Below are 12,767 nucleotides of genomic sequence, written 5' to 3' on the forward strand. Positions count from 1 at the left end.
TTATGAAAACATAATATCAACCGCATGAAATACTTCATCGATTTCAAACTTTTCAATTAATTCATGTCCTTCTTTTAGTGTTTCATTTACACGTTCATCTGGAAAATCCAAGAAAGTTGTCATGAAGGTTTTTACCATTATATCAGAAATCTTCTCAGCTTTAACTTCAAACTGTTGCCGCTTAAGAAATAAGTTAGCACCACCACTAACAATAAAGGCAAGACCTGGCTTAAGTTGCATATCATTACCCAAGTCATCCTTTACGCCTTCATCAATTAACCAATTATCTAAGATTTGTCCCCACTTCTCAGTAGAATCAGGATCTTTCAAAATACTTTCTAAAACGTTAGAAATACCCTCATCACGTAGCCCCATCTCTAGCAAGATATAAATAAAGGCCTTCATCTTGGCATAAGTATTAACGTTTTGAAATTTGTCTGAATTCAAGATTTGTAAGATTGTTGACATAAAGTTGGTCACAATCTCAATAATCAATTTATTCTTGTGGGGATAGTATGATTGCAATAATGACTTAGAAATCTCTGATTTATCAGCAATCATTTGTAAAGATACATTATTTATCCCATTCTTGCGCAACAAAGTGAAGGTATTTCTTAAAATATTTCTACGGCGTTGCATGTTCTTTTGTCTAGCCATAATTGGTCCCCTATTCTTTTTAAAATTATTTCTTACAAACATATTATAACAGCTTATATACTATCTGAGCATAGACAAGCCTTGTAATTGTGATACTTTAATAATAATTCTATACAATTTATTTTATCTTATTTTACGCTTATTTTTTGATAAAAATCCATAACCTAACCACAAACATAAGATAAAAAGTAAAGAGATAAGCACTGGTATGCGAGTTCCAGGAATTACAAACAAAATTACTAAAATTGCTAAATAAAAGATAATCGTTAGCCAATCTGTCCAAGGTGCACCCGGCATTTGGAAAACATTAAGATTATTTTTGTTATTTTGACGGTACTTTAAGTGACAGCAGATAATTATTAACCAAACCATAATAAAATTAATGGTTGAAACTGTTGAAATAATATCAAAGATCTTGCTTGGCATCAGATAATTTAAAATTACGATAATAAATAAAATCAATGATGAAAAAGTCAATGCATACTTAGGTACACCATTGCTGCTCACCTTCCCCAGCTTAGCAGGGGCATTGCCACTCTTAGATAAAGCATAAAGTGAACGGCTGGTACTAAAGATAGCACTATTAGTAGCTGACATAGCCGCAGTTAAGACAACAAAATTCAAGACTCCAGCCGCTGCTGGTATTCCAATTGCTCCAAACACTTGGACAAACGGACTAGACGTCGCTTTTATTTCATTCCAAGGTTGTACTGCCATAATCGCAATTATTGACCCAATATAAAAGAGTCCGATTCTAATTGGCAAGCTGTTGATAGCCTTAGGGAGGTCCTTTTCAGGGTCGGCAGTTTCCCCAGCAGTTAAGCCCACGATTTCAATTCCAACAAAGGCAAAAACTACCATCTGAAAAGACATCAAAAAGCCGTGCATCCCCCTAGGGAAAAATCCCCCATGCGACACAATATTAGTCAAAGAAGCAGTATAAGAGCCAATATGCATTTGAAAGACAATCATAACCGCACCTGCGATAATTAAGGCAATAATAGCAACAACCTTAATCATTGAGAACCAGCTCTCTAATTCGCCAAAAAGTCCAACATTCAGTCGATTAATAATTAACAAGATTAAGATAATTACTAGCGGTCCTACCCATTGCGGCAATGATGGCAACCAATACTTCAAATAAATTCCAGTTGCTGTTAAGTCTGCCATTGCTAAACTTAGCCAGCACATCCAATAAGTCCAACCAACGACAAATTCAACTCGATCACCTAAATACTTCTTAACTGCAGTGATGAAGGAGGTATTATCTGGTGCAGATAATATTAATTCTCCTAAAGCCCTCATCATAAAGAACGTTATAATCCCAACAATTAAGTAGGACAAAATAATTGACGGTCCACTACTCTTAATTGCGCTCCCAGACCCTAAAAATAGTCCTGTTCCAATAGCGCCACCAATGGCAATCATCATTACATGCCTAGTCTTTAAAGATTGTTGCAATTTATTTTTTTCTCTATTAGGCATTGCTTCACTTCACTTTCCTTCAATAAGTAATGCGGTTAACATTATACGTAATCATCAACAATTAAGCAAAACCACCCCACAAAAAAAGACCGTAGCAAGCTACGATCTAATTATTAATCTGAATCACTAAAATAGTTATTATCCATTAATTCTATTTTGTTCATCAAAAATTTGGTGAATTGACTTGTCATTGTAAATGTAGTCAATTCCCTTAGCAAGTAAGCGAGCTACAGACAAGCGGACCATTCTGTTAGGATATTTCTTATGCTTAATAGTATCGGTTACTACAATTTGTTCAATTGGTAATTCATTCAATACTTCTGTAGCATTTTGAGAAAGAAGCGCATGGGTTGCTGCAACATAGATTTTCTTTGCACCAGCTGCTAGAACTGACTTAGTTGATGAAGAAACACGTGATCCAGTATCAATTAAGTCATCAACGATAATTACTGTCTTATCCTTAACATCACCAATCATATCGTGAACTTCAGTGTCATAACGGGCTCCACGTTGGTCTACAATGGCAATTGGTGCATTAAAGTAAGAACCAAATGTACGTGCGAGCTTAGCACCTGAATGGTCAGGAGAAACAATAACCACATCATCTTCATCCTTACTTGCAATTCCATTATCCAAGAAATATTGAGCCAAGATTGGCATTGCATGTAAATGATCTACTGGAATGTTATAGAAGCCTTGAATTTGTGAAGCGTGTAGGTCAACCGCAATCAAGTCATCAATATCAGTTAATTGCAGTAAGTTAGCAAGTAACTTAGCAGTAATTGGTTCACGTGAACGGTTCTTAGTGTCAGAACGTGAATAAGCCATGTAAGGAATTACTACATTGACAGAATGTGCCGACGCTCTATGTAACGCATCCAAGACAATCATTAATTCCATAAAGTTTTCATTTACAGGGTCTTGAATAGATTGAATTACGTAAACATCACAGCCTCTAACTGTTTCAGTAATATTAACTTGAATTTCGCCATCACTAAAGTGCTGTACAGCTGTTTCAAGCAATGGTGTATCTAGTTCACTCGCAATTCTCTCAGCTAAGGCTTGGTTACCACCAAGACCGATTAATTTCATTGGGTGCAACATTTGATGTAATTCTTCTTTGTTCATTATTCCTATCCTTCTTTGAATTTACCTATTCATCTAGTCTAATTATAACTAAAAAACAGCATAATTAAAAAGGCAAGTTGCCTTACTTGCCTTTATTTTTCAAAAATATACAATTATTTGCAAAAATCTTTGATCAAATCTAGTAATTTTAAGCTATGAACGACATAGCTGGTATGGCTTTGACGTGGCATGACAATTAAGCGGCAATTAGGGATAATTGCACTATACCACCTGACATGTTCAATCTTGACCCAGTCCTTTTCACCTACAACGCAGAGGGTAGGCGTAGTAATTTTAGCTAGTCTTTGAGGTAAAATTTTTGTTTCTTTCATGGCAACGCGGCTATCGCGATCACCCCTAAAAAAGCGCTTAAAGCTATTGGACATAATGTGTCCAGCACTAACACCGTTACCGTTAACATAAGTTCCTGCAATAATTAACTTATTAACTAAGTCGGGATACTTACTTGCAAGCCACAAGCCGTCGACGCCACCAGCACCATAACCTAAAATATATGGCCGCTTTAGTCCTAATTGCTTAATAAAAGACACCATATCTTCTACATCCGTTTGATAGTGCTCACTAGCCTCTCCTCCTGATAGACCATGACCGCGCATATCAGGCACATAGACTGTGTAATAAAGCGATAGAGGCGAAATCAATTTATCAAAAACAGCACCATCTTGATGGTGTCCATGAAGTAGGATTAGCGGATGGCCTTGGCCTATTTTTTGATAATAAAGTTCTACACCGTTAACAGTTATCTTCATAAAAAATCCTTTATCAGCTAAAAATTAAAAACTAACTTTTAAAATAGTTTTTAATCTTTAACATTTAAATCACTCAGGGATGCCTTTTGAGCACCCTTTTTCTTTAATTTATTTTTGTTTCTTTCTGATATTAAGCTCTTAACAATTTGTCGCCACACGCGATAATTAGCCCTAAAATTATCGGGAATCTTCTTTAGATTTAAATCATGAACCATGCTATCGGAACGTTGCCAATAATGATAGTAAGGATCCGAATTAAAGTAAAAGCCATTAGATAAGGAAACATATTTCACATTAAAGATCTGATCTTCCATAAAGGCCAAGTCCTCTACAAAGCGCATTCTATGCTTTCTCACAATGTCTGTCTTATAGCCCTTATTCCAAGTATAACCCTTAACTGGTGAACCAAAAACATTCGTTATTAACAAGTAAGCTTCCCGCTTAGAAAGTAAGCCATTGCCCTTCTTTTCACCAACAGGATGACTTTCAGAACGTCTAGGTGAGTCAATCCAAAATCCACAAGAAACCATATCAACTTGAGGGTAACTTTCAAAGGCACGCAGAAAAAAAGCAGTATATCCTGAGTCAACCCAATCATCCCCATCATGGAAAGTAAAATATGGAGTATCTACATTATCCATGCCAACATTACGAGCATCAGAAAGTCCACCATTCTTTTTATTAATTATCTTAAAAAAAGCAAAGCGTGAACGATAGGATTCTGCAATTTTTTGAGTATTATCTTTTGATCCATCATTAACTATCAAAAGTTTAAAGTTCTTGTCTTTTTGCTTGGCTAAAGCATCTAAAGCACGACCAAGATATTTTTCCATATTATAAACCGGCATAATAACGGTTAAAAGCGGCTGGCGTAACACAAAATCGTCCTCCTTTTATCTCATGATTATAACATCTTCAAACTTATTTAACTAATTTCAACTTGAATTTGGTTTATAATATACCCATATTATTAATTTATTTCTTATGAGGATTCAAAAATGAAAAGATTAACAACCATAATTACTGCGGTTATTTTCAGTACTTTCTTAGCATTTTTTATACCTTTAAAAACCAATGTACAAGCTGCAGACAACACTCCCGTAGTGACACTAGGTGCTTCATTAACTAGTTCTCAGCGCCAAGGTACACTGGACACCTTAACAGCCCCACTCAATGGTAGCAATTATCAGACTATCAATATTGATGGTAGCGATTTAGTAAAATATCTTAACCCTTCTGGTGATAACTTCACTGAAAATTCTGGTGTCTGGTCAAGCGCAATGATTCAAAAAACTAGTTCTGGTAGTGGTATTAATGTCCACATCTTATCTTATAATGGCAAAAACAACATCACTACCATTACTTCTAATCAATACAAAAATGCGGCTCTAACTGCAGGTATCCAAGATGCCGATATTTATGTAACCTCTGCCGTTCCAATCGATGGCTCTGGTGCCCTAGCCGGTGTCTATGCAGCTTACAGCAAGGACGGTAATAAACTTAATCAAAGTCAAATTAATGCCGCTCAAAATGAAATGGGTACCTTAAGCTCTATTACTAAAGAAAACAAGGACAAAAACGGCTATTCTGACGCTCAATTAAATAATGCCGTCGCTGGGGCTAAAGCTGATATGGCCAAGCAAGGACAAAATATCTCTAATAGTCAAATTCGTGATATTGTAAATAATCAAATCAATATCAACCACCTGGGCAACACAATTAATAATAACCAAAAGCAACAGATTATCAATATGTTAATTCAGATCAAAAATTCCGGTGCTTTAAAGAACAAGAACTTTGCCCAACAAGCAGATAAGTTAACTGACCAAATTCAGGCTGGAGCTAAGAATATCTTCTCTAAATTGAATACTCCAGAAACTAGAAACTGGTTCCAAAAATTAATGGACTCAATTACTTCTTGGTTCAGAAGCTTATTCGGTGGCATGGTTGTTAGCATATAATTATCATTAATAAAAAAGAGGCTCAGGCCTCTTTTTTATTAACCAATATGACCAGTTAATCTTCCTAAACTTCGATCAACTAAGTCATTGCCACGTGTAAAAAAGTTCTTGCTCATATCACCATCATGACTATGAATCTTAACAAAACGGTATTCGGGAATCTGTTGCAATAATTCATCAACTTGTTGCCACTGGGATAAGTTTTTTACTTTCCCGGTAGAATTCTTCCATCCGCGTGCCTTATAGCTTGCCAGATTGATTACACCATTAATCGTATATGAAGAATCAATCCCAAATAAAATCGGCTTATTATTAAAACCTGTATTAATTAATTCTTTTAGCGCTTCAATCAAGGCAGTAATTTCCATTACATTATTACTGGCGCCTAATTGCTGCCCTGCAGGAGCATCAGGATTGCTGATAAATTTTCCAGTTGCTGTTTCTTGAATAGAATATGACCAAGCAGCCGGGTGACTAGTATCGGCATTATTATTGCCGATTGCCCCACCATCAGTAAAGACTGTAATTGGGAATTTTTTAGCTAATTGAGCTATTTCGATGTCACTATAGTCATTGCCTAGTTTTTCTAATAATTTATTATCATTGATATAATTCTCTGCATCTCTTTTAGACATAAATTTCTTAAATTGTGGTCCTGAAAAGCCACTAACTTGCTTCTGTGCTTCAGGCCAACTTGTGTAGATCCCAGGCTTTCTACCTTTTCTAACTGCATAAAATGGCATAGTACTTTACCCACTTTCTAAAACTACAAAAATGATAGAATATAATTATATTATTTCACAAAAAATGACGAAAGGAGGTAGGGTATGTTTTTTAATCAAAAAGAATACAGTGAAGAAGCTGAAAAAAATCGCCAAAAAAATGATAAACAAAAAGACCAAAGCTTTACTTATATGTTAACAATTGGTCTGCTTGCTACCTTCCCTCCCACACGCTGGTTATTACGTCTCCATAAACGAAAAATAATTGACAAAGTAACTTATGAAAAAAGAAATCCCAAAATCAAAGAGCAAATTCCTATCTTCTATATCCACGGCTTTAGAGGTGGGGACTATACGACTAACATTATGGTCCAACAAGCTGGGATAGATAAGGGAAGTTCAAAATACTTAAAGGTTACCTCGGACTTATTTGGCAATATTAAAATGGAAGGAACCTGGACAAACGATCGTCATCCAATCGTTCAACTAGTCTTTAAGCAAAGGGTTGTTGGGGTTTATGCTATCTGTTATTACTTACGCTTTACTTTAAATTTTTTATCAAAAAAGTTTAAATTCAAACAATATGATGCCGTGGCTCATTCACTTGGAGCGCCATCAGTTATCAAGACCGAGATGCAAACCTTTTATCGAAGACACTTTCCACGCTTGCGCAAGGCTGCACTAATTGCTGGTCCATTTAATGGCGTAATGTATCTGGGTGACATTCCTAATGTTAATAAGCTAAATGAAAATGGCCGCCCACTTCTGATGTCGCCTTCATACATTGGTATGTTAATTAACCGTTATCGCTTTAATCCTGATATTTCTATTCTCAACATCTACGGAAATGTATTAGATGAAACTAACACCGACCGTTTTATTTCGGTTATTTCTGCTAAATCTATCCGATATATACTTGCTCCAATTAGTCATACCTTCCAAGAAGTAGAAATTCGCGGATCAATGGCTGAACACAGTATGATGCATGATAATCTAATGGTAATTAATATTGTAGATACCTTTCTAGGAATTAAGCAGCATAATATCGAACAAGAAAGCGAAAATATTACCCCTATCTTTTAACGCTAATCTAAATAACTTTTATAGCAAGCTAAGCAAAGACAATTAAGGAGTTTGGTTTTGTTTTTACAAAATGACTTTACACAGTTATTATGGGCAATTAATACAGTCCTTGCCTTCTACGTTGTATTCCACCGCAAGCGTTCTGTAGCAACATCTTGGGCCTGGTTAATTGTCTTATTAATTCTTCCAATTATTGGTTTTATTCTCTACGGCTTTTTAGGACGTGGGCTATCGCAAGAGAATATCTTCGCCATCAATAAGCAAAAACATATCGGTTTACAAAGATTAAACCAAATTATTTCTAAAACACCTAAATCTACCGGTGCAGACGATACTTCTAGTCAAGCTCAAATCCTAATCGACTACTTCAACTACAAAAAAGAAGCCCCACTTTCTAAAAATAACCGCGTTAGCCTTTATACAGAAGGTAACGATAAATTCAAGCACTTGTTTGAAGACATTGAACATGCTAAAGAAACAATTAACGTTGAATATTATTCTTTTATGAATGATGACCTGGGAAATATTTTTCTTGATTTATTGATCAAAAAAGCAAAGCAGGGTGTCAAAGTCAGAGTAATCTATGATCCTTGGGGCTCTCCTGGGGCTAGTGAAACTTGGTTTAAGCCTCTTAAAGATTTAGGCGGTGAAGTAGTTGCCTTTATTACTGCTCAAAATATGATTAGAAAATACCGGATGAATTACCACCTACACCGCAAAGTAGTTGTAATTGATGGTAAAATTTCTTGGACCGGTGGCTTTAATGTGGGCGACCAATATATCAACCACTCAAAAAAGTTTGGCTTTTGGCGTGATACTCATGTGCGGATCGTTGGCTCAGCTTCATTACTACTACAGGAAAGATTCGTACTGGATTGGAACGCATCAGTCAAAAATGAGCAAGAAGCAATTACCTTTAATAGGCAGCTCTTTCCTAAAATTCGTGAAGATAATCTTAATGAAGGTAGAGTTGCGACACAGATTATCAGCGATGGACCTGATCGCTCACTACCATACTTGCGTAACGGGATGATTAGGATGATGTTAATGGCTAAAAAATCACTCTGGATCCAAACTCCCTACCTAGTTCCTGACGACCCCATGATTGCTACTTGGGTTACCGCAGCTCATTCTGGGGTCGATGTTAGAATCATGATTCCTTGTATGCCAGATCATCCTTTTATTTATCGGGCAACTCAATGGTATGCCAACTATCTAATGCATGAAGGTGTTCATATTTATATATATAATAATGGGTTTCTGCATGCTAAGACTGTAATGATTGACGACAAGTACTGCGCTGTTGGATCAATGAATCAAGACTATCGTTCCTACATCTTGAACTTTGAAGCTGATGCCTTCTTCTACAACAAAAAGATTACCCAACAATTAAAAAATAGCTTTAATCAAGATATGAAATTATGCACAGAATTAACCCCAGACATTACTCAACATTGGTCACGCTGGCTGCGGTTTAAGCAGGCCTTCTCGCGTTTGCTTTCACCAATTCTCTAAAAAAGGAAGGTTTATTATTAACCTTCCTTTTAGTTAAATTAATTTTCTAATTTCAATACCAACACCTGTACCCACATATTGGCGCAGAATCTGGATGACTTCTCCTAATTGCTTTGAGAATCTAAGATAATATGATTGCTGTTTTTTAGTTTTAAAAACTGCCATCACTATTGGCTTACTTGGATTAGGACCAGCGATCAAGGTAATATGTGCAACGTCACTATATTTTAAAGTCCGTTTAAAAAAGCCGCTAAATACAATCCGCTTCTTGGCTAAACCAGATACGCCATCAATAATACTCATTGTTAACACACCCGCTACAAAAACGTTGGTAACCGGTGTTGGCGCGGTGAAATAATCCATACTATATCCCAAAGTAAAGAAAATTAGTACCCAGATAATTGACGACATTCTAAAACGTGCCCTATAGCCTATTACTGCTTGCCAGTACCAGCTGTAGACACAATAAAAAATTATTAAAATATCACAAGCTAAATAAAATAATGTCATGCAGTGTCATCCTTTCTCAGAAATTTTATTAATAAACATTATAACAAACAATTATTTCTTCTATCAGTTTTATAATTATAGTGGAGGTAATTATTTATGTTAAAAGATAAACTTACACAACTGCAAAATGAAATCGCTAGTGCTAAACATATCACCTACTTAACTGGAGCTGGTGTATCTACTCATTCAGGTATTCCTGATTACCGCTCTAAAGGTGGCATTTACGATGGAGTAGCGATGCCACCTGAGCAAATATTAAGTGATGACACACTTTATAACGCTCCTGAGCAATTTCATGATTTTGTCATGAATAATATGTATTTTCCAAATGCCAAGCCAAATTTAATCCATAATAAAATTGCTCAAAGCTGCAACAAAAACGGACAACTTATCACTCAAAACGTAGATGGTTTAGATAAAAAAGCTGGCAACCAACATGTAATTGAATTCCATGGAAATCTCTATGACATTTTTTGTACTAAATGCCAGAAATCATTTACTTATGATGAATATAAGTCAAGCTACATCCATCAACAAGATCAAGGCATAATTAGACCTGGCATTGTCTTATATGGTGAGGCAATTGACCAAACTAAGTTAATGCAGTCCGTGAACGCTATTCAAAATAGCAATCTAATCATTATTTGTGGCACTAGCTTTGTTGTATATCCATTCGCCCAACTACTAACTTACCGCAATCCTAGTGCCAGAGTTTGGGCAATTAATAAAACCCCTCTAGCTCAAGATGCTGGCATTAACGCCATCATTGGCGACGCACTGGATGTATTTTCACAATTAGAATTCTAATGCTTATTGCTAACTATCCTAAAATGAATTAAGGTAGCTTAATAGAATAAATGAAAGGAATTACTATTACATGCAAATACTTAGACTTTACCAGCCATTCTTTGACGGTAATAATTGGGCTCAGGTCTTAACTAGTGCTAAAGACTGGATGATGATCTTAACTCTAATCTTAATGGAGTGTCTGTTATCGGTCGACAATGCTGTAGTACTAGCAGCACAAACTCAAACTTTACCAGACAAGGAAGAACAAAGAAAATCACTTGTTTACGGTCTTTGGGGTGCATATTTATTTAGATTTATTGTAATTGGGGTAGGGACTTACCTAATCCACTTCTGGGAGATTAAATTACTTGGCGGAATATACTTACTCTACCTAGTCTTTAAGTACTTTTACGATGAGCGACATCCCCAAAAGGTTGCCGAAGCAGAAAAGAAAAAAGAAGCCCGCGAAAAGGCAAAACTCATTGAGAGCGGTCAAAAAAAGCACCATCTTTCTTTATTTTGGCGCACAGTTATCTCAATTGAAGCAATGGATATTGTCTTCTCGATAGATTCAGTTTTAGCAGCTTTAGCTATGTCTGATAACCCCGTGGTTGTCTTGCTTGGTGGGATGATTGGTATCCTCTGCATGAGAGGGGTTGCCGAAATAATTATTAAGTTAATGGAAATTATACCTGAACTTAAGACTATGGCTTATGTCTTAATTACAATTATCGCCTTAAAATTACTAGCTGCCCTTCCACCATTAAACTTCAAGGTACCAGACGCAATTTTCGCAATTATTGTATTTGCGACGGTAATTATTACCATTGTATTTCACTATCTCCGCCAGGCAAAGCATGGCAAGAAGCTACCTTAGAGCATTTTTTCAATGAATTCTTTTAAGACAACAGCCTGGTTATCACTCTTGTCTTTAGCACCATAGAGAAAGAGGACGTCCTGGTGCAGTAATTGGTTTTTAACAGTTACAATAAATTGCCCAAGAGCTGGATTATATTCCAGTTCTTTTTGGTAGCGCAGCTTAAATTCAGAGAACTTTTTCTCATCATGATTAAACCACTTACGCAGATCATTTGAAGGAGCGATCTCTTTATCCCATTCATCAAGCTTGGCTCTAACCTTACTCATTCCTCGTGGCCATAATCGATCAACTAAGATACGATAACCAGCCGGTTGTTCATGATCATAAATTCTTACTAACTTTATTTCACTCATTTTTATTGCACTTTCTATCAGAAACGAGGTCCTATATGGATTATAGCAACTTTTTTATTAATCGTACCACTCCTGAAATTGCCCGTGACTTGTTGGGCAGAACATTATCATACAATACAGGTTCAGAAATTCTATCTGGTATAATCGTAGAAGCTGAAGCATATGTTGGATCTAAGGACCGTGCTGCTCATTCTTATGGTGGTCATCGCTCGCCTGCTAATGAGGGTCTTTATGGTCCTGGTGGAACGTTATATATTTATGCACAACGTCAGTACTTTTTCTTTGATGTAGCTACTCAAGAAAAAGATATTGGTCAGGGTGTCTTAATTAGAGCCATCCACCCCTTATCAGGAATTAATACCATGATTAAGAATCGCCATGGTAAGAGTGGAGTATTGCTTACTAATGGTCCTGCTAAATTAATGCAAGCATTTGGGATTACTAGCCGTAAGTGGGATTGTCACTTTATAGGTGAATCACCATTTGATATTGATCTCTCATCAAAGAAAAAAATCAAACATATCTCAGCTGTAGCTAGGGTTGGCATTAATCAATCTGACCCTATTTGGGCTAAAAAGCCCCTCCGCTTTATTGTGAGTGGCAACCCTTATGTATCTGATATTAAGAAAAAAGACATTGATCCAGATTTTGGATTTGACAAAAATTAAAAAATCCTTTATTATTCTCAACAGTTAAATAATTCTCCAATGCAATAGAGGTTGCGGAAATTACGAGGGACTTGTGAGGACACGAATAACAATGACCAAGTTCTTTAGAATTTTCGCCGAAATAAGTTTATTTTTCGTGGAATAAATTTATTGGGCTGCAAGACAATATCTTGTAGACTGTCCTGGTCGTCCCCAGGGAGCGCTATATGATTTGGTTTAAATACTAATGATTTTCCACCTCGTTGT

The 12,767-nt window shown here is 36.2% G+C and carries 14 protein-coding genes and 1 riboswitch; of the genes, 6 read left to right on the top strand and 8 right to left on the bottom strand.

What is annotated here, in order from left to right; translation table 11 throughout:
• From J2Z60_RS03110 to J2Z60_RS03130, 5 genes are all read right to left on the bottom strand, one after another.
• Positions 1–657 (bottom strand): TetR/AcrR family transcriptional regulator, encoded by a 657-nt coding sequence (locus J2Z60_RS03110; protein WP_209686205.1) that lies wholly within the window; start codon positions 655–657, stop codon positions 1–3.
• Positions 658–780: 123 nt separating this feature from the next.
• Positions 781–2,142, bottom strand: coding sequence for an amino acid permease (locus J2Z60_RS03115; RefSeq protein ID WP_209686206.1), 1,362 nt, complete (start codon positions 2,140–2,142; stop codon positions 781–783).
• 138 nt (positions 2,143–2,280) lie between these two features.
• Entirely contained in the window at positions 2,281–3,270 is a 990-nt protein-coding gene (locus tag J2Z60_RS03120; RefSeq protein WP_209686207.1) for a ribose-phosphate diphosphokinase, read from the bottom strand.
• 113 nt (positions 3,271–3,383) lie between these two features.
• Positions 3,384–4,040: an alpha/beta fold hydrolase gene (locus tag J2Z60_RS03125; RefSeq protein WP_209686208.1), complete on the bottom strand. Its 657-nt coding sequence runs from the start codon at positions 4,038–4,040 to the stop codon at positions 3,384–3,386.
• A 50-nt stretch (positions 4,041–4,090) separates the two neighbouring features.
• Positions 4,091–4,918 carry a glycosyltransferase family 2 protein gene (locus tag J2Z60_RS03130; RefSeq protein WP_209686209.1) on the bottom strand — a complete coding sequence of 276 codons (828 nt, stop codon included), beginning with the start codon at positions 4,916–4,918 and terminating at the stop codon, positions 4,091–4,093.
• A gap of 120 nt (positions 4,919–5,038) precedes the next feature.
• Between J2Z60_RS03130 and J2Z60_RS03135 the strand changes: the two genes are divergently transcribed.
• Positions 5,039–6,001, top strand: coding sequence for a DUF1002 domain-containing protein (locus J2Z60_RS03135; RefSeq protein WP_209686210.1), 963 nt, complete (start codon positions 5,039–5,041; stop codon positions 5,999–6,001).
• Between the two features lie 38 nt (positions 6,002–6,039).
• On the opposite strand, the gene J2Z60_RS03140 is transcribed toward J2Z60_RS03135, so the two are convergent.
• Positions 6,040–6,744 (bottom strand): ribonuclease H family protein, encoded by a 705-nt coding sequence (locus J2Z60_RS03140; RefSeq protein ID WP_209686211.1) that lies wholly within the window; start codon positions 6,742–6,744, stop codon positions 6,040–6,042.
• Between the two features lie 84 nt (positions 6,745–6,828).
• Here J2Z60_RS03140 and J2Z60_RS03145 point away from each other — a divergent pair, with 84 nt between their 5' ends.
• Positions 6,829–7,806, top strand: a complete 978-nt coding sequence (locus J2Z60_RS03145; RefSeq protein ID WP_209686212.1) for an alpha/beta hydrolase — start codon at positions 6,829–6,831, stop codon at positions 7,804–7,806.
• A gap of 57 nt (positions 7,807–7,863) precedes the next feature.
• Positions 7,864–9,321 (top strand): cardiolipin synthase, encoded by a 1,458-nt coding sequence (cls, locus tag J2Z60_RS03150; protein WP_209686213.1) that lies wholly within the window; start codon positions 7,864–7,866, stop codon positions 9,319–9,321.
• A 33-nt stretch (positions 9,322–9,354) separates the two neighbouring features.
• On the opposite strand, the gene J2Z60_RS03155 is transcribed toward cls, so the two are convergent.
• A complete protein-coding gene (locus J2Z60_RS03155; protein ID WP_209686214.1) occupies positions 9,355–9,831 on the bottom strand; it encodes a hypothetical protein in 477 nt (158 codons plus the stop codon).
• Between the two features lie 96 nt (positions 9,832–9,927).
• On the opposite strand from J2Z60_RS03155, the gene J2Z60_RS03160 reads away from it, so the two are divergent.
• Together J2Z60_RS03160 and J2Z60_RS03165 are read left to right on the top strand one after the other, a co-directional pair.
• Positions 9,928–10,638: an NAD-dependent protein deacylase gene (locus J2Z60_RS03160; protein ID WP_209686215.1), complete on the top strand. Its 711-nt coding sequence runs from the start codon at positions 9,928–9,930 to the stop codon at positions 10,636–10,638.
• 70 nt (positions 10,639–10,708) lie between these two features.
• On the top strand, positions 10,709–11,497 hold the full coding sequence (locus tag J2Z60_RS03165; RefSeq protein ID WP_209686216.1) for a TerC family protein: 789 nt from the start codon (positions 10,709–10,711) through the stop codon (positions 11,495–11,497).
• On the opposite strand, the gene J2Z60_RS03170 is transcribed toward J2Z60_RS03165, so the two are convergent.
• Entirely contained in the window at positions 11,494–11,853 is a 360-nt protein-coding gene (locus tag J2Z60_RS03170; RefSeq protein WP_209686217.1) for a DUF488 domain-containing protein, read from the bottom strand. The two genes, J2Z60_RS03165 and J2Z60_RS03170, sit on opposite strands and share 4 nt — an antisense overlap.
• Positions 11,854–11,888: 35 nt before the next feature.
• On the opposite strand from J2Z60_RS03170, the gene J2Z60_RS03175 reads away from it, so the two are divergent.
• The gene (locus J2Z60_RS03175; protein ID WP_209686218.1) at positions 11,889–12,521 is read left to right on the top strand and encodes a DNA-3-methyladenine glycosylase; all 633 of its coding nucleotides are present in this window, start codon (positions 11,889–11,891) and stop codon (positions 12,519–12,521) included.
• Between the two features lie 37 nt (positions 12,522–12,558).
• Positions 12,559–12,734: riboswitch (Lysine riboswitch) on the top strand.
• Positions 12,735–12,767 lie beyond the last annotated feature (33 nt).

It is taken from the genome of Lactobacillus colini, from assembly GCF_017874575.1.
Taxonomy (GTDB): Bacteria; Bacillota; Bacilli; order Lactobacillales; family Lactobacillaceae; genus Lactobacillus; species Lactobacillus colini.

Coding starts and splice junctions, on each gene's coding strand:
- J2Z60_RS03140 (WP_209686211.1), bottom strand. CDS start 6,744: ATGCCATTTTATGCAGTTAGAAAAGGTAGAAAGCCTGGGATCTACACA.
- J2Z60_RS03175 (WP_209686218.1), top strand. CDS start 11,889: ATGGATTATAGCAACTTTTTTATTAATCGTACCACTCCTGAAATTGCC.
- J2Z60_RS03160 (WP_209686215.1), top strand. CDS start 9,928: ATGTTAAAAGATAAACTTACACAACTGCAAAATGAAATCGCTAGTGCT.
- J2Z60_RS03170 (WP_209686217.1), bottom strand. CDS start 11,853: ATGAGTGAAATAAAGTTAGTAAGAATTTATGATCATGAACAACCGGCT.
- J2Z60_RS03120 (WP_209686207.1), bottom strand. CDS start 3,270: ATGAACAAAGAAGAATTACATCAAATGTTGCACCCAATGAAATTAATC.
- J2Z60_RS03135 (WP_209686210.1), top strand. CDS start 5,039: ATGAAAAGATTAACAACCATAATTACTGCGGTTATTTTCAGTACTTTC.
- J2Z60_RS03125 (WP_209686208.1), bottom strand. CDS start 4,040: ATGAAGATAACTGTTAACGGTGTAGAACTTTATTATCAAAAAATAGGC.
- J2Z60_RS03165 (WP_209686216.1), top strand. CDS start 10,709: ATGCAAATACTTAGACTTTACCAGCCATTCTTTGACGGTAATAATTGG.
- J2Z60_RS03145 (WP_209686212.1), top strand. CDS start 6,829: ATGTTTTTTAATCAAAAAGAATACAGTGAAGAAGCTGAAAAAAATCGC.
- J2Z60_RS03115 (WP_209686206.1), bottom strand. CDS start 2,142: ATGCCTAATAGAGAAAAAAATAAATTGCAACAATCTTTAAAGACTAGG.
- J2Z60_RS03155 (WP_209686214.1), bottom strand. CDS start 9,831: ATGACATTATTTTATTTAGCTTGTGATATTTTAATAATTTTTTATTGT.
- J2Z60_RS03110 (WP_209686205.1), bottom strand. CDS start 657: ATGGCTAGACAAAAGAACATGCAACGCCGTAGAAATATTTTAAGAAAT.